This is a genomic window from Calditrichota bacterium, from assembly GCA_013112635.1.
GTDB lineage: Bacteria > Calditrichota > Calditrichia > Calditrichales > J004 > JABFGF01.
Genome location: JABFGF010000002.1, coordinates 360,720 through 378,718, shown reverse-complemented (window position 1 = coordinate 378,718; position 17,999 = coordinate 360,720). Strand labels below are relative to the sequence as shown.

Below are 17,999 nucleotides of genomic sequence, written 5' to 3'. Positions count from 1 at the left end.
AACTGATGCCATCATCTTGGGCGATGGCATCGATAAAATTATTTCTTTTTTAGGATTGTAATATCGGCAGTTGTCTCGACGCTTATTTTTACAGCATTTTCATTTTTGGCAACAGGGGCAATATCTTCATCTACAAAATAGACCGGAAAGGCTGATTTTATTTTACCATATTTTGAGGATGCTGAAATCTGGGTTTCAATATTCCCCGGTAACTCCAGTGTGATAGGTTTGTAAGTTGTAAACAGGTTGATTTCGTTAATTCCTGAAATATCTTTTATATCACTGATTTCGATGGGGCTGCTATTACCATGTACTTTTATCGATCCGCCTGTGCCTTTTAAAATGACATATTTATACTCATTATCTACATCAATATTTCCGGAAACATTTGTAAGCAAAACAGAACAGGAAGTACCGCTAATTGTTGCATTGCCGTTTATATTTTCTCCACTAATCCCTTTATAAGAGCTGTGTGCATTAACAGAGCCTTCAACATTTTCCATCTTCACTTCTGATGAGTTTCCATCTATAGTAACATTGCCGCCAATATGCCGCAACCACACAGGTTTGTAAGAAGAAGTAATATCCACATCACTTTTGCAATTGTTTATCTCAATATCAGAGGATTCTGTTCTTAGTTTAACAGCGCCGCTAATTTTGGTTAAAATAACAGGTTTATATGAGTTAAGAATATCAACATCGCCATTAATCCGGCTGGCGATAACCTCATTTGAACTTCCGGTAATTGTGAGCTTACCTTGTACACTATCAATTTCTGTTGGTTTATAATTGCTTTCTATAAAAACGTCACGGGCAATATTTTTTAAATTAATATCCGAACTGGTGCTGTTTATTTTTAAGCGACCATCGATATTTTTAATTTTAATAGGTTTGTAAGCGCCATCAATTGTGCAATCGGAGCCAATGTTTTCTCCAATAAGGTCACAGCTTGTGCTGTTTATTTCAAGCATCCCGGAAATATTTTTAAAATGGATCGGCTTATAGGCTGCTTCAATTTTTACATCTCCTTCAATATCGCGCAGGTCAATTTCTGAACTGGTAGTTTTGAGATTCAGGTTACCCTTTAATTTCCCAACTTTCGTATCAGCGTAACGATTGTTTAAAATGGTATTCCCGGAGCTTCTTTTTAAAATAATTTCACCTGATGTATTATCAACTTCAATTTTTCCATTTATGTCACTTATTTCAATATCACCATATTTGTTTTCAATTATTATGGATTGGTTATGCGGTACAACAATGTGCAGAGCCTTATGAATTGAAACAGAGTTTCCAAAATTAATCCCAAAAAATGAGAATCTTGATCCTTTTTCAGAATTTGGTACATCTAGAACAATTCTGTAACCCTTCTGGAAAGGCACAATTTCAAAAGTCACATTTTCATAGAATTGTTTCTCTTGTCTCGAGGACATGTCTTCTATTTCCAAATATGCCTTTGCAGAGATTGAATCACTTTTGTGAGAAGTAATAAATATATCCGCATTACAATCCAAAAGATAAACAGTTTTTCCCTCTTCTGATACAACGGACTCTTTATAAGTTTTTTGGTCAGTTCTGGTTATTGGGTTTCCTTTTGCGTTTAAAAAGGATATAGATAAAAAAAGTAAAAGTAGTATTTTAGAAGTACTCATGATTTAATCTCCAAATCAAAATTTATAATCTCATTAAGTGTGTTTTTTTTATCCTGCAATGCTGCAAGCATGTATTTGCGGATATGCGCATTACCCGGATTGTTGGCGATGGCTTCTTTGCATTGATTTATCTGTGTTTCGATGGTGGTTAATTTGTCACGGTATAAAAGCATTAATTCTGTATCAAAATTTGCCAACTGGTTTTTTGCCTCAACTTCCAATTGCTCAATGGCTTTCATATAATTTTTTTCGGTAAACTCAACTTTTATCATGGCATTGGTTGAAAGTATTTTAGCATCCGGATTAGGCGAAGCATTAAAATAGAGAGTAGCCATTGAAAAGCTTATTAATAATGCGGCAGCAATGCTTAACCACATTTTATGATTTTTAATAAACTGAAATACATTTTTGGGTTTTGGTTGGGTCTCTTCAATCAGAGTGTTTTCAATTTTATCCCATAAATCATTATCTGGCTTTATGGGTTTTAAATTTCTGGCTTCTTCAAATATTTGGTCTTCCATAATAAACTTTCTTTTTTAATTTTTATCACAAAGTCGCAAAGTCAGTTGATAAAAACGGTTGGTTTTATTTTAATGTAATTAAGTCTTTGTGTTCTCTGCGTTCTCAGCGGTTAATTAGTTGCTTTCAACCGATTTAAAAATCCTTTAATCTTTTAACGTTTGTTTAAGTTTTTCTTTTGCCTGGAAAATATGTGCCTTCACCGTTCCTTCTTTAATTTCCAGCATTTCAGCAACCTCGCTTTGTTTAAAACCCTGTACAGCAAACAGAATAAAACATTCGCGCATTTTTAACGGCAGCAAAGTTATTGCTTTTTCCAACGCCATTTTTAAATCCGGAAAACTTTCTGTGCTTTGCTGAATTGAATCAATCGAATCAAAACTCTGCTTTCGTTTTTCAATAATATCGTAACAACTGTTTATTAAAATGCGCACCAGGTAACTGCTAAATTTTGACTGAAAACGAAACTGCCCAATATTTTTAAACAATCGCGTGAAAGCGTTTTGCATGGCATCTTCGGCATCTTCTTTTTTGCCCAAAACACGCATTGCAATAGAAAAGAGCATCGTTCCATGCAAATCATACAACTCACGAAAAGCGTTAATTTCGCCTTGCTGGCACCGCGCAATTAAATCTTGTTCAAAAAGGTCGTTTATAATCTCAGGCCTTTGGATTGTAGCTACATCTGTCATCAACTAGTCGAGTCTTCCAATTTTGAATTCAACCTATTAGACAGATGTTGCCGGTAAAAGGTTTAGTTGGATTTGAAATAAATTATAATTTTTGTTGGTTTAATCTTAAATTAGCCGCCCTAAAAAGAAAAGTAAAATGGACTTTCTATGCAAAAAGTAACAATCAGCCGAAAATTTGAGTTTTCTGCCAGCCACCGCTATTGGCGCGAAGAATGGAGCGAAGAAAAAAACAAGGAAGCATTTGGCTTGTGCATTAGTCCACATGGCCATGGCCATAATTATGAATTGCATGTAACCATAACCGGGGACATAAGCCCAGAAACCGGTATGATCGTTAATTTGACGGTTCTTAAATCACGTGTAAAAAATATTCTAAACCAATTTGATCATAAATATTTAAACCTGGACACGGATTATTTTAATGATAAAATTCCAACAACTGAAAATATTGCTTTGGTTTTGTTTAAACTGATTGATGAAGATTTGTCCAAAGATGGTTACGAGCTGGTACGGATTCGACTGTATGAGCGACATGATTTATATGCAGAGGTCTGGAAGTAAAAATTCTTAATCCTGATCTTTATCTTAATTTTTTTAACAAAATTTACTGTTAACTAAGCTGTGGATAATGAAAACGATTAAGATTATGATAAAAGAAAGATTATAAAATGAAGGTCAGCCTAACACGAAAATATATGTTCAGTGCGGCACATCGTCTGGATTCGCCCTTTTTAAATGAGGCGGATAATATTGAGATTTACGAAAAATGTAATAATATAAATGGTCATGGCCATGATTATACATTGGAAGTTACAATTTGCGGAAAGCCCAATAATCTGACGGGGATGATTTTACCGTTGCCAGAATTTGATCAAAATGTAAAAGATGTAATTAATAAAATTGAGCATAAACATATCAACAAAGAAGTTGAATATTTTCAAAATCGAATATCGACAGCGGAATATATAATCCAATATTTGTGGGATGAGTTAAACAAATCGCTACCGGAAAATTTGCTGCATCATTTAAAACTGTGGGAAACAAATAATAATTATTTTGAATTTGGGAAGGAAAAAGCTTCGTGAAAAAAATGGAACAAGCTGTTGCAACAATTATTAATGGAATTGGCGAAGATGGTAAAAGACAAGGCCTGATAAAAACACCGCACCGGGTTGCAAAAATGTATAAAGAAGTAACCCAGGGTTATGAACAAAATGCCAAAGATATAATCAATGATGCTATTTTTGATGTTGAATATGATGAGATGGTTGTTGTGGCAAATATTGAATATTATAGTTTGTGCGAGCATCATATGTTGCCATTTTATGGAGTTGTTCATGTGGGTTATTTGCCAAAAGGCAAAGTGGTTGGGCTCAGCAAAATTCCAAGAATTGTAGATATGTTTGCGCGCCGGCTTCAGGTTCAGGAAAACATGACACGTGAAATTGCCGATACAATTCAGGAAATATTAAATCCTCAGGGTGTTGGTGTTGTGATTGAAGGGAAACATATGTGCATGATGATGCGTGGTGTTCAAAAAGATCAGGCAAAAATGATGACTTCTACGTTGCTAGGTGATTTCAAGAATGACCCTAAAACCCGTGAAGAGTTTTTAACTCTTATCCGTAGCTCGCGCATAAATAATTTATAAAATATTATTTATCTGATAATAGTTTTTATGCCACGGATTTTCACTGATACACACAGATGATTTAAACCTTAAACCGAATCCCGTAGTTTTAACAATATATTCTCCGCGGCTCTCCGTGCTTCTCTGTGGTTAAAAGTGTTTTTTAAGGGCAAACGTCCGGAGCTGAAACATCCCCTTTTTCCACTTCACCGCTAAAATATTTTTTTTGAAACCACAAGGCCACATTCACCAAAGCAATCAAAACCGGTACTTCCACCAGCGGGCCAATTACGGCTGCAAAAGCTTCGCCTGAGTTGATTCCAAATACAGCAACGGCAACTGCAATTGCCAGCTCAAAATTATTACTGGCCGCGGTAAAAGAAAGCGTCGCCGACTTAGAATAATCAGCCCCTACTTTGCGCCCCATAAAAAAAGAAACCAGGAACATAATCACAAAATAGATAAGCAGTGGAATTGCAATTCGTACTACATCCAACGGGATTTTTACAATAAATTCGCCTTTTAACGAAAACATAACCAGGATGGTAAATAAGAGGGCGATTAAAGTAATCGGACTTATTTTTGGGATAAATTTTTTATGGTACCAATCCTTGTCTTTGATTTTTATTAGGGAATAGCGGGTTAGAATTCCTGCAATAAATGGAATGCCCAGGTAAATAAAAACACTTTCGGCGATTTGACCAATAGTAATATCAACAGCTGTCCCTTCAAGTCCAAACCAGGTTGGCAGGATGGTTATAAAAAAATAGGCATAAACTGAAAAAAACAAAACCTGAAAAATAGAATTGAAAGCGACAAGTCCTGCTGCATATTCTGTATCGCCCTTAGCCAATTCATTCCAGACAATAACCATGGCAATACAGCGCGCCAGCCCAATCATTATAAGACCATACATATAAGATGGATAATCTTGCAGGAAAATGATTGCCAGTGCAAACATCAAAACAGGGCCAATGATCCAGTTTTGCACCAAAGAAAGGGTTAGAATTTTCCAGTTGCGAAAAACCTCGCCCAATTCCTCATAGCGTACTTTTGCCAGAGGCGGATACATCATCAAAATTAGCCCGACGGCGATTGGGATATTTGTTGTTCCAACCTGAAAGATATTCCAGAAATCGACAATTTTAGGAAAAAAATATCCTGAGAACACCCCAATAAACATGGCCAGGAAAATCCATAAAGTTAAATAGCGATCGAGAAATCCAAGTTTTTTTGTAAGCTGGCTCATTAAAATTCCTTTAATTCTGTTTTCTTTACAAGTAGAAAGCGCTAATATTTTTAAGTTTTTTTTCGTGTAAATCTGTGAATCCGTGGTTGAAAATAGGAGTATGAGCGCCTTGGCATGGTTAACGCAATACTATTCTTATTTGTGTGAACCGATATGTTGCTTATAAAAATCTTTAAAATCATTTTCTATTTCATCTCGAACGCGGCGGAAAACGGCCATTATTTCTTCTGCACTCCCCTGTGCATCAGCAGGGTCATCAAAACCAATATGCAGATTTTGCCCTACCTTTCCACTAAAAACGGGACAGGTTTCTTTCGCATTTCCACAAACAGTTATAACAAAATCAAATGCTTGGTTCAGGAATTGATCTACATCCTTTGGATAATTTTCTGATAAGTCAATTCCGATTTCCTGCATGGCTTTTACAGCTTTTGGATGTACCATGCTTGATGGATTTGTACCTGCGGAGTGAACTTCGAGCGAAGGATCAAAGCTTTTTAAAAATCCTTCGGCCATCTGGCTTCGGCATGAATTTCCTGTACATAGAATTAAAATACTTGGCATAAATTCCTCTGTCTGCTTTTATATAAGCAAAGAATTTAGAAATGAGCCAACCAATAATCAATAACAACTAAAACAAAAAGAAACATAAAAGAATCATGTGGAATTAGTTTGCCTAAAGGATTAATTTTGGTGTATAAAATTATTAACCAATGAGCAGCTAGTGAACATTTCAAAAAAGACAATTCTAATCTGGCTTAGCCTTGTAAGTTTTACTGTTATATTTCAAATTTTTCTGGGCGGTTATGTGCGCCTAACTCAGTCTGGCCTTTCCATGTACGATTGGAATGTTGTTACAGGTGTTATTCCTCCAATCACAGATGCAGAGTGGATGGAAACATTTGAAAACTACCAGAAAACGCCAGAGTATATAAAGATAAATGTGGGCATGTCCCTTGAGGATTATAAGTTCATTTATTACCGGGAATATAACCATCGTATTATTGGGCGGTTAACCGGTTTGCTGTATGCATTGCCTGCTTTATTTTTACTTTTCAGTGGCATTTTTAAATGGCGTGATTCAAAGATTTATATTGTCGTTGGGATCCTGTTTGCCGCACAAGGTGTTTTAGGCTGGTATATGGTAAAAAGCGGATTGGTTGATGAACCACATGTTAGTCATTTTAGATTGGCAGCCCACTTGTTGATGGCCTTTTTTATTCTTGGCCTTGTACTCTGGAAAATATTTGATACCCGTTTTGGAGAAGTGGTTTTGCGAGTAGAGAGTTTTGGTAATCAGGCTATTAAAAGATTATCAATTTTGTTTTTACTGGTAAATTTGCAGATAACCTATGGCGCATTTGTAGCAGGTTTAAAAGCAGGTTTCGTTTCCGATACATTTCCACTGATGTTTGGTTATCTGATTCCGCCTAATTTATTTCAGACTGGGGTATTTGATATTTTTTCAGGGTCTGTTGCAGTACATTTTATTCACCGTTGGTTTGCCTTTTTCGTTTTGGGTTATTCGGTCTTTCTTTTCTTTAAACTAAAAAATCAGGATGGCCTAAAATTCCTCTGGCTTCTCCCAGCCGTTATTGTGATCCAAATTATACTGGGATTAACAGTAATCTGGTTTCATGTACCCATACTAATTGCTTTAATTCATCAGGGTGGTGCGATTATAATTTTTTCGGTTATACTATATTTTCTGCACAAGATAAAAAGTGTATAATTTCAGTAAAATTGATTCTTTTTTTTATAAAATGTGCCGACTATCAAACCTTTCATATTATGTGAATTCTTAATTTTAATTTCTAATTCAAAACACTTCACGAACCACATTTATATACACTTAGGAGCTTCTTATGATCAAAAAATTATTGGTATTTTTAGCAATTGCACTTACTTATTCCTGTAGCCCAACAGATTCAACAGATACAAATAATGATATACCTAATGACCCGGATAATATTGTAGTTCCACAAACAGAATATAACAACATTAAACCTTCAGCAACATTCGCCTCCAAATCAGGAAATAAGGAACGCATTGTTGTAAATTTATTAGGGCTAATTAATCCATCAAAAGGATTACCAATCGATTTAGTTGCCGATTATGAATCGGGAGAATATAATATTTTTCTTGAAGAAGATGGAACCCTGAAAGGGATTAAATTGGAAAAAGTAAATTCAAATAATGTTCTAAAAGCAGATGTTGTTTTTACAGTTGATAATTCCGGAAGTATGGGACAAGAAGCTGATTCCATTGCGTTTGGAATAATTAAATTTGCAGACTTTTTAAGTAGTAGTGGGTTAGATGTACAGTTTGCCTGTGTTGGTTATAGCAGCAGTATAAACGGTGGAGTAAACTTAACTACCAAAGAAGAATTAAATCATTTTTTGGAAAGCAGACTCTATTGGGGCTTTCCGGTAACCGGGACAGCTAGAACATTTGGGTTTTATGGCGCAGATAGTGCTGCTTTATCAGCAGAACAACAGACAGGTTACTGGAGGAGCAACTCTAGCGAAAATGGTACTGTAGCTGTTTTATTTGCAGATTCACTTTATTCTTGGCGACCGGGAGCACAGCGGGTTTTTATTAATTTTACAGATGAGCCAACTCAAAGCTCCACTTTTGGAGAACCAACCTGGAATACTCAAAACATGTGTGATAAAATTCTTGGCAGAGCATCTGTTCATACTGTTTTTAGTAGAGACAGTTCTTACTACAGCTGGTCCGAAACACGTGAAAGGCCATGGGAAATGTCTCTGTGTACAGGCGGAACATCATTGTTTATTCCAGAAGATGCTTCTGGTCTTGACCTTACGACTATTCCGGTTGCCGGAGCTTTGGCCAACAGTTATAAAATTGAATTTCTTACATCAGCACCAAATGATACACATAGTGTTGAAATAACTGTTAAAGATGAAGGGGCGGATGGAAAAATCAAATTCAAGAATATATCATACTAACAATATAGTCTAACATAAACTTTTAAATAAAATAAAGGAAAGCGAACAAATTATTTCGGTTGGCTTTCCTTTTTTTACTTTCAATTATCCCGCTAAGTTTTCTACCTGATTCAATAATTCATCCATCAATCCAATAGTACGTAAAACCGGATCAGCGCTGGACATATCAACACCAGCATCAAGCAAAGTCTGCATTGGGTATTTGCTGCGTCCGCTTTTTAGAAAGTTGAGATATTGATCCCTGGCAGGTTCCCCATCTTGCAATATTTTTGAAACCAGCGCTGAGGAGGCAACAAAACTGGTGCTGTATTGAAAAACATAATAGTTGTAATAGAAGTGAGGTATGCGGCTCCAAAGAGCTTTGGTCTCCGGCAATAATGTAAAATCGTCTCCGTAGTAACTTTTGTAGATTTGACCAAACATTTCATCCAGTTTATCGGCGGTCAAAGCTTCTCCATTTTCAACAGCTTCATGGCTTTTTAATTCAAACTCTGCAAAAATTGCCTGGCGGTAAAAAGTACCGTTGTATTTTTCCAGGGCAGCATTTAATAAACCAAGTTTCTCTTCTTTACTTTGCGCCTTATCAATAAGATATTTTTCAAGAAGTGCTTCGTTGGTTGTGGATGCGACTTCCGCTAAAAAGATAGGATAATCTCCGTAAACAAAAGGCTGATTATTTATTGTGTACCACGTATGCAGTGCATGTCCCATTTCGTGGGTCAAAGTATAAATATCATTAAGTGTGCCGTTGTAATTCATCAAAACATAAGGGTGCACGCCATAAGTGCCGGAAGAATAAGCGCCGCTGCGTTTACCTTTGTTTTCATAAACATCAATCCAGCCTTCATTAAAACCCTTTTTTAAATTTTTGACATAATCTCCGCCCAATTCTTTAGCGCCTTCAACAACCATATCGCAGGCCTGCTGCCAGGAATATTCTTTTTGTGTTGAACTAAACAACGGTGCCCGTAAATCATAATCATATACATCATCCAGTTTTAGTACTTTTTTTCGCAGCGCTAAAAATCGTTGCAATGGTCCAAGGTTTTTCTTTGCAGTATCGATGAGTGTATGATAAACTTCAACCGGGACATTATTTGCATCCAGGGCAGCATTTAAAGTTGATTTGTAATTACGTGCACGGGTATTAAAAATATGGCTTTTTACGATTGCTGAATAGGAAGCTGCTAAGGTGTTTCGTGTATCCAAATAAGGTTTATGTAAACCGATGTATGAATCTTTGCGCAATCGGCGATTTGGAGATTGCTGGTATTTTCCGTATAAGGCATTTGTCAAACGAATGTCTTTCTCATTTTTATCTTTTATGATTGGGAATTTGATATCGGCATTATCAAACATGCTGAAAATATCCGCAGGTGCCCGGCGGACTTCCCCGGCAAGTGCCATTAGGTTTTCCTCTTTTTCCGATAAAATGTGTGGTTTAACCCGCGTCATATTATTGAGGAAATGTGTGTAAATTTCCATCCCGTTTTCATTTTTGAACGATTCAAGTTTAGAGTCTTCCAATTCAAGAAGTTCAGGTTCGAAGAAAGAAACGGCCTGATTGTACTCGATAAGCAAACCGCCCATACGGTCATATTGCTCCTGGTGCTTTGCTACCGATTTATCTTCATCGTTACGCATGTGGGCATAGGAATAAAGCTTTCCGATTGCTTCTTCCACCTTATGCATTTGTGATATTGCTGATAACAGATTTTTTCCGCTTGTAAGGCTGCCCTTTAGCTTTGCCAAGGTTGGGATCTCATTTTTGATGCGCTTGAATTCTATTTCCCAATTTTCATCTGAAACGAAAATATCTTCCAGACGCCATTTGTCTTTTTGATTTATTTGGTCACGAGTAATTTGCTCTTTGGACATGTATATCTCCACTATGTTCATTTGTTAAAAGCGAAAATGTAGTTATTTTGATAGGATAAATGAAAGTTTTTTTCACGATTGAGAAAAGAAGAAAGATGGGTGACTGGCAAAAAAAAGGACAGCATTAAAAATGCTGTCCCTCAAATAGTTTAACCAAAAACCAACTATTCACAATTGGAGGTAAAACTATTTAGTTTTGTTATACTGGATATTATTCTTATTCAGACTAATTAGTCTTAATATAAGCAATTGTATTACAAAATAATATCTTTTTTTACCTTTTTTTTATTTGGAAGATATTAACACGGGTGCAAACTTAGGAATCCATTTCCTTAAAGTCCTGTTCACTATATGCGTAGGCCATATCCGCAGAAACAACGCCATCAATTGCCTGGATTTGTTTTAGTTTTTCAGTTTCATTTTTAATTGAGCTGCCTTCAATGGTAATTATAATTTTACCACTTTTTTCTGTTTGATGTACTTCGCACAAACCACTCAATTTTAACTTTTCAACAACCTGCTCTATGTTTTCCGATTTAGCCCGGACTACAACACCGGATATATTCATGGTAAACTCCATATTTTAATATTTGGATCATCACTTGAACTAACTAGGTTTTTTTCATCAACAAAGATAATTGTATTTAACATTGATTCCTGCCCAACCAATGTGTGAGTTATTTTTTTTCTTTTAACGTCAATAATGGCCATATCCCCGTTTTCATTTGACGAGAAAACTGCAATAGTTTCTTTTGGGCTAAGGTTGGCAGCATAAACCAAAAACTGCGAATCATAAGTATCAAAATTACCGGAAGCGATATCATAAATTGCTGCTTTTCTATCTTGTCCGGCAGTGATTATTTTAGTTTTAGAAAAACCGGTTTTATAAACGTTGTCCAAATTACCATTTTTCAAAGTTTTTAAAATGTTTCCATTATAAACATCAATTATATCGATCTCGCCGGATTCAGAACTTACCGCAGCTTTTAAATAGCTGTTGTCTAAATCAAAATCAGAAAATAAAGATTGGCTGATTTGAGTTGAATAAATATTTTTTTGGGTTAAGATGTTTTTCAGAATTAGTTCAGAACTCATGGTAGCGATCAGAAGATTTTCTTTATTTATAAAACGTGCTTTACGGACAAAAAGAGATTCATCTGCAGGGATTATTTCCACAATGATGTTTTTTTTGTTAATAAGAAATAGGTTTCTTTTACCTGCATTTGCTTCGCTTACTACAAGAATATCATTTGCCTTTTCATCAATAAAATCTACAGAAAAAACTTTCGGAGGCATAGGATCGCCATAAAAATCTTCAATAGGTTTAAGAGTAAGTGTAATAACCTTTTTTCTGTTATTTAAGTGAAATATATCAATTTTTCCTGCATCTGTTCCGGCAACGATAAGCCCATTTTTGTAAACCATGTCAACTACATTGCCACTGGCTTTTAACTGCCCGGCAGGATGGATTTCTGTTCCGGAAAGTGGAAGTAAAATCAGCAAATTGCTGATTAGAAAATATATTAATGCTTTAACTGAACTATTTTTCATGTCATATTATTTTTTTGAAACCGGCTTTATTTCAATAGATTTTGATGGACAGGGCTCAACACAAAATCCACAATGCGTACATGCATCTTTGCGAATATTCGGGTTTTTTAAACCATCAAAGAAAATAGCATCGTAGTTACAAGCGTCTTTACAGCTTTGGCAAAGTGTATTTCTCCAGGCAAGGCATGTTGTGAAGTCAAGATGGATTTGTGCTTCAATTCTATTTTGCTCTTTAACAGCCAATACACCTTTCTCACATACATCTAAGCAGGCTGCACAAAATGTACAGCTTCCTTTATCAAAGTTTATAAATGGAGTGCCTTCATCAGAGATATCAATAATTTGTTCTTCACATATTTTGGCACATAACTCAGGGCATTCCGGGCAGAGCTTATCAAACAAATTGGGATCAGAATTGTATGGAGGTCGAATGTATTCAACCTTATCAGCTTTAAGGCGATTTGTAAAGAATTTAATAAATTCTGTGCGGTTGTAAGTTTTCATTTATAAAAAAATCATGCAGAGATTATCTCTGCATGATAATAGATAGAAAATTATTCGTCAATACCTTCGTTTAAAATATCCAGCAAATTAGATGATTTTTTTGATTCGGCGTTTCTATATTCAGGTTTAAATTCATTGCGGATAATTTGCGGCGCATCGGATTGCGGCGCATGGCATTGTGTACAGTTAAAATTGGCACCGGCCAAATCATCCAGTTTTTTATTCTGCCTAATATCATAAAAGTGAGAAGCCGGAGTCGAAGGTGCTTCTGAATCGGCAGCTTCACTTGGATGGTGACAATCCAGACATTGGTTGTCGTCTTTTTTAATAGGCAATAAATCAGCAACATCATGTGGAATCATTGGTGGTGCATTTTCGAATGACCGCTGATATGTTTTACTTTCACCCGGTTCAATGTCAGAATATTTCTTTGCCGGTGCAGCATCTTCCTGGTTGAGAGGCAGGTTTCTGTAACTAAGTTCGTCATCAGCAACAGCTTTTACAACCGGGGTTTGTTCAGCTTTTTTAACCTGGGTTGTGGTGCTGGAGCAAGCTGAAAAAAGAACCGCAGATAAAAGTACAACTATTGCTGATTGAAGTATTTTTTTTAACATTTTTTCTTCCTCCTGTTTATTATTAGGTAGGTAGTTGAATTTTATTTTAAACCCTGTTGAAATTGCTTCTTCAAATTGCAGGGTTAATAATTATCTAATTTTAAACCTTAAAGCATCATCCGGGCAAACTTCGATACACCTTCCACAGTTGGTGCATTCACCTGATAAGATGAAGCCGCTTTCTTTTCCAATTTGTTTCAAGATTGGTACTTCCGGGCAAACAATTTTGCAATCCATACAGGATGTGCATGCCACATGATTATGCAATACTTTTAAACGAGCATATTTTGAAATAAACGAATAGAATCCTCCCAAGGGACAAATATGTCCGCAAAATCCATCTTTAATTGCCACAAGATCAAATAAAAATACGGCCAGGATCAAAGTCCATCCCAAGCCAAAACCATAAATAATCCCGCGGTGCAAAATCGAGATAGGACTAATCATTTCAAAAGCGGCCACATTAAAAACGAAAGATAAAATCAATGTCAGACCGATAAGCCAGTAACGAATATTGCGGCTAATCGTAATTTTTCCGCCCGGTTTATTTTTATCAATCCAGGTACGCAGTTTTGCGGCCAGGTCCGTAATCATATTCAGTGGACAAATCCAGGAGCAAAATGTGCGTCCTAAAACCAAACCATACAAAACTAAAACAATTATGCTTCCAATGATCAAATCTACAGCAATTACGGAGCCTGCAAAAAACATTTGCAAAACAGCAAACGGATCAGCGATAGGAACTATTTCGAACATTTCGGAAAAACTTAAATCTCCACGCAAAATTGTCCAACCAAGAACATTTCCTGAAACCAGAAGTAGCAAAACACTAATTTGAACAATTCGTCTCGAATACAGGAACCGGTTGTTGTACAGTCGTTTAATCATCCCACTCAATCTCATTATTCAGATAATCCTCAACATCCTCTTTGCTGCGTTCGGTTTCAGTCTGAACATCATTTTTGGAGTCTAATAATCTTTCCTCATCACGTTCTTCCCAGCCTTTAACATAATTTGTACCAACTTTGCCAAGCGCAATTTCCCTTGGTAAAACATAAACGGAGGCTTTTTCCGTTACGCAGGCATGTTCACATAAACCACAACCGGTGCAAAAATCATTATGGATTTCCGGCATCAGCATGGCATGTTTTCCCGTGCGCTCATTCCTCTTATATTCCAGGGTAATTGCTTTGTCTAAAATTGGGCAAGCCCGGTAACAGGCATCACATTGTATGCCCCAATAGGCGATACAATTTTCCTGATCCACAACGGCAATTCCCATGCGGGATTTATTTATATCCCAAACCAGTTTGCCATCTTCCTCTTTTGTAACAAGTTTTTCCTCAAGAGAATCAGAAGGACATGCTTCAACACAGGGGATGTCTTCACACAAATAACACGGTATTTTCCTTGGTGTAAAGTAGGGCATTCCCATGGGCTTGTTGCTTCCGGCTGTGGCCAGTTCCAATGCATCATAAGGACAAGCTTCTACACACATTCCGCATTTTATACACTGTTTCTGAAAATCCTCTTCAGGTAAAGCACCGGGAGGTCGCAATACAAAAGGAGCAGCTTTCAACTCATGTACAAAACTACCCCAGGTAATTCCGCCGATGGTTGTTAAGCCGGCACCTTTTATAATCTTTGCCAGAAATTGTTTGCGGTTGATGTTGTTTTCGTTATCCATAGATCAAATGTCATACAGAGCGATAGCGAAGTATCCCAAGAATAAAGACGGGATTCTTCGCTTCACTTCGTTTTGCTCAGAATGACAGATTATTTTAATTATACCTTATACACTTTTACTGCACATTTCTTAAAATCAGTTTCTTTGGACATCGGACAAGTAGCATCCAAAGTAACTTTGTTAATTAAAACGCGCTCATCAAAAAATGGAATAAAAACCATTCCTTCAGGCATGCGGTTTCTGCCACGTGTATTAAGTTGTGATTTTACACGTCCACGGCGACTTTCAACCCAAATCAGATCACCATCTTTGAATCCTTTTGTTGCAGCATCTTTTTTATTCATATAACATTCTGCATCCGGCACGGCACGATAAAGTTCAGGAACACGCATGGTCATTGTACCTGTATGCCAATGTTCCAAAACACGGCCTGTACTTAGCCATAATGGATAATCTGTATCCGGCATTTCAGGTGGATCCATGTAAGGACGGAAGAAAATTTTAGCTTTATTTTTTAATGGAGATTTGTCTTTGGATTTTGGCCCGTTAAGATCACCGGTTGGCAGAGCTTTTAATGCAGGTCCATAGAAAGCAAAATCCTGACCCGGCGCTGCTTTACGAACATAAGGATCGTATTTTGCATTAAAGCGCCATTGAGTTTCTTTGCCATCTACAACCGGCCATTTTAAACCTTTCACTTTATGGTAAGTATCAAAGTCGGCCAGGTCATGCTGATGTCCAAGTCCAAACTTACGGTACTCCTCCCAAAGTGATTTCTGAATAAAGAAACCATATCCTTTAAAACCTTCAACCTGGCGTTTATCACCATCAGCTTCAGTGTTAGAAAAACCTGTTCCTATTGGATCCGGCCAGGCATATTTTTTGGCTTCTTTTGTTGCAAACAATACATCAAACAGGGTTGTGGATTTTTTGTAACCCATTGCAACCGCTTCATCGCGAACATCAGGAAGCGTTAGTTTGTCATCAATTTTGTGTTCTTTCCAAACTTCATCTACCGTAAAATGTTTAGAGAACTCAGTAATCTGCCATACATCAGGCATAGCATTTCCAACCGGAGTAACTTGTTGCCTCCAGTGTTGTGTCCGCCGTTCTGCGTTGCCATAGGCACCCCATTTTTCAAAAATCATGGCGCTTGGCAAAATTAAATCGGCTACTTTTGCAGAGATGCTTGGATATCCGTCAGATACAACAATAAAGTTGTCCATTTCCCGTGCCGCTTTAATCCAATGGTTGGCGTTGGCTGTGTTTTGCCATGGGTTACATACCTGAACCCATGCCCATTTAATTTTTCCATCTTCGATATCGCGTAACAGTTTTGTATAGTGCGAACCATTTTTAGGATTTAATGTACCATCAGGCAAGTTCCAGATTTTTTCTGAAGCTTTGCGGTGTTTAGGAACTTTACAAAGCATATCTGCGGGAAGGCGGTGTGCAAATGTCCCAACTTCGCGTGCTGTACCACATGCGCTGGGTTGACCGGTTAAACTAAAAGCACCATTGCCGGGTTTGGATTGTTTTCCAAGAAGCATGTGAACCATATATGCTTGTTCATTAACCCAGGAGCCTCGTGTATGCTGGTTCATACCCATTGTCCAAAAGCTGACAACTTTGCGTTTATTTTCGATATACGAATCAGCCAAAGCTTGCAGTTTGGCTTTATAATCTTCCATGGATTCGTTTGGATCGCCTTTAGAAAGTTCAGCAACAAAATCCAAAGTATAAGGTTCAAGACCCTTTTTAAATTCTTCGAAACCAATCATCCAGTGCGCCATTGCAGCACCGGCATGTTTCATTTCAATTGTATCGCCTTCTTTATATCCTTTATAGGCAAGAGTAACAGCTTCGGCTTTACTTACTTTCTTTGAAACTTCTTTTGCAACAGTGTCTTTTTCTGCATCTTTAAACTTCGGATGATTAGGATTGTTGCGCATACCGTAGCCAACATCTACATGGCCGGTTGCAAAAACAGTATGATTTTTTACATAATCCCAATCAATTGAATCCGGTTTGTTATAAACAATTTCCCTTGCAATGTAATTCCAGATTGCAAGGTCAGTTTGTGGTTTAAAAATAATTTCTGTATCTGCCAGATCGGAGCTGCGGTTTGTAAAAGTTGTAAGGTTAAAAATTTTAACTTTATCAGGATTGGACAGCTTGCGGTCTGTAACTCTTGCCCAGAGTATTGGGTGCATTTCTGACATATTTGCTCCCCAAAGCGCAAATGTATCAGTTAGCTCAATATCATCATAACAACCGGCGGGTTCATCAATACCAAATGTTTGTATAAAACCAACAACGGCACTGGCCATACAATGCCTGGCATTCGGATCAAGGTTATTACTTCTAAATCCAGCTTTAACAAGTTTAACAGCCGCATATCCTTCCTGAACGGTGTATTGGCCAGAACCAAAAACACCAACACCTGTTGGGCCAAGTTCGTTATAAGATTTTTTAAACTGTTTAGCCATTACCTCAAAAGCTTTTTTCCAGGAAACTTTCTCGAACTTTCCTTTTTTATCAAACTCGCCTTTGCTATTTACACGCAACATAGGGTCGGTTAATCGATCAGCCCCGTACATGATTTTTGTATTAAAATATCCTTTAATACAATTCAGGCCACGGTTAACGGGTGCTTTTGGGTCACCTTTTATAGCTACTATCTTATCATTTTTGGTTGCGACCATAATTCCACAACCGGTACCACAAAATCGGCATACGGATTTATCCCAGCGCCAGTCTTTTTCTGCCTGTTGAGCGGCATTTAAGGTTGATGGCGAAAGGGTAACTCCGGCGGCGCTTGCTGCACTTGCGGCGGCAGCCGCTTTAATAAATTCTCTTCGCGAGAGTGCCATAGGAATACTCCTCTGTTGAGTTTTTAATTAAGATAATATTTCATGGAAAGATTTATTTGCACAAAGTTACAAATTATTTTTTTTAAAACAAGACTTAAAAGTCTTAAATATCTAATAAAATGAGTTACGCTGGTTTATGAAAAATAAATAATCATTTCATTTTCGATACGTATAAATT

At 37.0% G+C, this 17,999-nt stretch carries 18 protein-coding genes; 5 read left to right on the top strand and 13 right to left on the bottom strand.

Going from position 1 to position 17,999, the window contains the following annotated elements:
* Nucleotides 1–38 precede the first annotated feature (38 nt).
* The 3 genes from HND50_06875 to HND50_06865 form a co-directional block, all read right to left on the bottom strand.
* Nucleotides 39–1,652 carry a hypothetical protein gene (locus HND50_06875; protein NOG44935.1) on the bottom strand — a complete coding sequence of 538 codons (1,614 nt, stop codon included), beginning with the start codon at nucleotides 1,650–1,652 and terminating at the stop codon, nucleotides 39–41.
* Complete coding sequence (locus HND50_06870) at nucleotides 1,649–2,173, bottom strand: hypothetical protein (protein NOG44934.1); 525 nt, start codon at nucleotides 2,171–2,173, stop codon at nucleotides 1,649–1,651. Before HND50_06870 ends, HND50_06875 begins: the two co-directional genes overlap by 4 nt.
* 144 nt (nucleotides 2,174–2,317) lie before the next feature.
* Complete coding sequence (locus tag HND50_06865; protein ID NOG44933.1) at nucleotides 2,318–2,863, bottom strand: RNA polymerase sigma factor; 546 nt, start codon at nucleotides 2,861–2,863, stop codon at nucleotides 2,318–2,320.
* Between the two features lie 147 nt (nucleotides 2,864–3,010).
* Between HND50_06865 and HND50_06860 the strand changes: the two genes are divergently transcribed.
* The 3 genes from HND50_06860 (at nucleotide 3,011) to folE (ending at nucleotide 4,514) form a co-directional block, all read left to right on the top strand.
* A complete protein-coding gene (locus tag HND50_06860; protein NOG44932.1) occupies nucleotides 3,011–3,424 on the top strand; it encodes a 6-carboxytetrahydropterin synthase in 414 nt (137 codons plus the stop codon).
* 107 nt (nucleotides 3,425–3,531) lie between these two features.
* Nucleotides 3,532–3,948, top strand: coding sequence for a 6-carboxytetrahydropterin synthase (locus HND50_06855; GenBank protein ID NOG44931.1), 417 nt, complete (start codon nucleotides 3,532–3,534; stop codon nucleotides 3,946–3,948).
* Between the two features lie 5 nt (nucleotides 3,949–3,953).
* Entirely contained in the window at nucleotides 3,954–4,514 is a 561-nt protein-coding gene (gene folE / locus HND50_06850) for a GTP cyclohydrolase I FolE (GenBank protein NOG44930.1), read from the top strand.
* A 142-nt stretch (nucleotides 4,515–4,656) separates the two neighbouring features.
* Here the strand turns inward: folE and arsB are convergent, their stop codons facing one another.
* Together arsB and HND50_06840 are read right to left on the bottom strand one after the other, a co-directional pair.
* Complete coding sequence (gene arsB / locus HND50_06845; protein NOG44929.1) at nucleotides 4,657–5,742, bottom strand: ACR3 family arsenite efflux transporter; 1,086 nt, start codon at nucleotides 5,740–5,742, stop codon at nucleotides 4,657–4,659.
* Between the two features lie 135 nt (nucleotides 5,743–5,877).
* Nucleotides 5,878–6,306, bottom strand: a complete 429-nt coding sequence (locus HND50_06840) for an arsenate reductase ArsC (GenBank protein ID NOG44928.1) — start codon at nucleotides 6,304–6,306, stop codon at nucleotides 5,878–5,880.
* A 160-nt stretch (nucleotides 6,307–6,466) separates the two neighbouring features.
* On the opposite strand from HND50_06840, the gene HND50_06835 reads away from it, so the two are divergent.
* Both HND50_06835 and HND50_06830 read left to right on the top strand, forming a co-directional pair.
* Complete coding sequence (locus tag HND50_06835) at nucleotides 6,467–7,474, top strand: heme A synthase (protein NOG44927.1); 1,008 nt, start codon at nucleotides 6,467–6,469, stop codon at nucleotides 7,472–7,474.
* Between the two features lie 133 nt (nucleotides 7,475–7,607).
* Complete coding sequence (locus HND50_06830; protein ID NOG44926.1) at nucleotides 7,608–8,714, top strand: hypothetical protein; 1,107 nt, start codon at nucleotides 7,608–7,610, stop codon at nucleotides 8,712–8,714.
* An 84-nt stretch (nucleotides 8,715–8,798) separates the two neighbouring features.
* On the opposite strand, the gene pepF is transcribed toward HND50_06830, so the two are convergent.
* The 8 genes from pepF to napA form a co-directional block, all read right to left on the bottom strand.
* Complete coding sequence (pepF, locus tag HND50_06825) at nucleotides 8,799–10,592, bottom strand: oligoendopeptidase F (GenBank protein ID NOG44925.1); 1,794 nt, start codon at nucleotides 10,590–10,592, stop codon at nucleotides 8,799–8,801.
* A 316-nt stretch (nucleotides 10,593–10,908) separates the two neighbouring features.
* A complete protein-coding gene (locus HND50_06820; protein NOG44924.1) occupies nucleotides 10,909–11,160 on the bottom strand; it encodes a chaperone NapD in 252 nt (83 codons plus the stop codon).
* Entirely contained in the window at nucleotides 11,157–12,143 is a 987-nt protein-coding gene (locus tag HND50_06815) for a hypothetical protein (protein NOG44923.1), read from the bottom strand. The genes HND50_06820 and HND50_06815 overlap by 4 nt, the downstream gene beginning before the upstream one ends.
* Before the next feature lie 6 nt (nucleotides 12,144–12,149).
* A complete protein-coding gene (locus tag HND50_06810) occupies nucleotides 12,150–12,647 on the bottom strand; it encodes a 4Fe-4S binding protein (protein NOG44922.1) in 498 nt (165 codons plus the stop codon).
* Between the two features lie 50 nt (nucleotides 12,648–12,697).
* On the bottom strand, nucleotides 12,698–13,261 hold the full coding sequence (locus tag HND50_06805; protein ID NOG44921.1) for a nitrate reductase: 564 nt from the start codon (nucleotides 13,259–13,261) through the stop codon (nucleotides 12,698–12,700).
* A 90-nt stretch (nucleotides 13,262–13,351) separates the two neighbouring features.
* Complete coding sequence (gene napH / locus HND50_06800; protein NOG44920.1) at nucleotides 13,352–14,149, bottom strand: quinol dehydrogenase ferredoxin subunit NapH; 798 nt, start codon at nucleotides 14,147–14,149, stop codon at nucleotides 13,352–13,354.
* The gene (gene napG, locus HND50_06795; protein ID NOG44919.1) at nucleotides 14,142–14,948 is read right to left on the bottom strand and encodes a ferredoxin-type protein NapG; all 807 of its coding nucleotides are present in this window, start codon (nucleotides 14,946–14,948) and stop codon (nucleotides 14,142–14,144) included. The genes napH and napG overlap by 8 nt, the downstream gene beginning before the upstream one ends.
* Before the next feature lie 98 nt (nucleotides 14,949–15,046).
* Nucleotides 15,047–17,821, bottom strand: a complete 2,775-nt coding sequence (napA, locus tag HND50_06790; protein NOG44918.1) for a nitrate reductase catalytic subunit NapA — start codon at nucleotides 17,819–17,821, stop codon at nucleotides 15,047–15,049.
* Nucleotides 17,822–17,999 lie beyond the last annotated feature (178 nt).

What these genes read in the sequence shown, in the direction of transcription:
- HND50_06830 (NOG44926.1), top strand. Translation starts at nt 7,608, where the DNA reads ATGATCAAAAAATTATTGGTATTTTTAGCAATTGCACTTACTTATTCC.
- HND50_06840 (NOG44928.1), bottom strand. Translation starts at nt 6,306, where the DNA reads ATGCCAAGTATTTTAATTCTATGTACAGGAAATTCATGCCGAAGCCAG.
- HND50_06865 (NOG44933.1), bottom strand. Translation starts at nt 2,863, where the DNA reads ATGACAGATGTAGCTACAATCCAAAGGCCTGAGATTATAAACGACCTT.
- arsB (NOG44929.1), bottom strand. Translation starts at nt 5,742, where the DNA reads ATGAGCCAGCTTACAAAAAAACTTGGATTTCTCGATCGCTATTTAACT.
- HND50_06820 (NOG44924.1), bottom strand. Translation starts at nt 11,160, where the DNA reads ATGAATATATCCGGTGTTGTAGTCCGGGCTAAATCGGAAAACATAGAG.
- folE (NOG44930.1), top strand. Translation starts at nt 3,954, where the DNA reads ATGGAACAAGCTGTTGCAACAATTATTAATGGAATTGGCGAAGATGGT.
- HND50_06875 (NOG44935.1), bottom strand. Translation starts at nt 1,652, where the DNA reads ATGAGTACTTCTAAAATACTACTTTTACTTTTTTTATCTATATCCTTT.
- HND50_06805 (NOG44921.1), bottom strand. Translation starts at nt 13,261, where the DNA reads ATGTTAAAAAAAATACTTCAATCAGCAATAGTTGTACTTTTATCTGCG.
- HND50_06870 (NOG44934.1), bottom strand. Translation starts at nt 2,173, where the DNA reads ATGGAAGACCAAATATTTGAAGAAGCCAGAAATTTAAAACCCATAAAG.
- HND50_06810 (NOG44922.1), bottom strand. Translation starts at nt 12,647, where the DNA reads ATGAAAACTTACAACCGCACAGAATTTATTAAATTCTTTACAAATCGC.
- napG (NOG44919.1), bottom strand. Translation starts at nt 14,948, where the DNA reads ATGGATAACGAAAACAACATCAACCGCAAACAATTTCTGGCAAAGATT.
- HND50_06855 (NOG44931.1), top strand. Translation starts at nt 3,532, where the DNA reads ATGAAGGTCAGCCTAACACGAAAATATATGTTCAGTGCGGCACATCGT.
- HND50_06815 (NOG44923.1), bottom strand. Translation starts at nt 12,143, where the DNA reads ATGAAAAATAGTTCAGTTAAAGCATTAATATATTTTCTAATCAGCAAT.
- napA (NOG44918.1), bottom strand. Translation starts at nt 17,821, where the DNA reads ATGGCACTCTCGCGAAGAGAATTTATTAAAGCGGCTGCCGCCGCAAGT.
- pepF (NOG44925.1), bottom strand. Translation starts at nt 10,592, where the DNA reads ATGTCCAAAGAGCAAATTACTCGTGACCAAATAAATCAAAAAGACAAA.
- HND50_06860 (NOG44932.1), top strand. Translation starts at nt 3,011, where the DNA reads ATGCAAAAAGTAACAATCAGCCGAAAATTTGAGTTTTCTGCCAGCCAC.
- napH (NOG44920.1), bottom strand. Translation starts at nt 14,149, where the DNA reads ATGATTAAACGACTGTACAACAACCGGTTCCTGTATTCGAGACGAATT.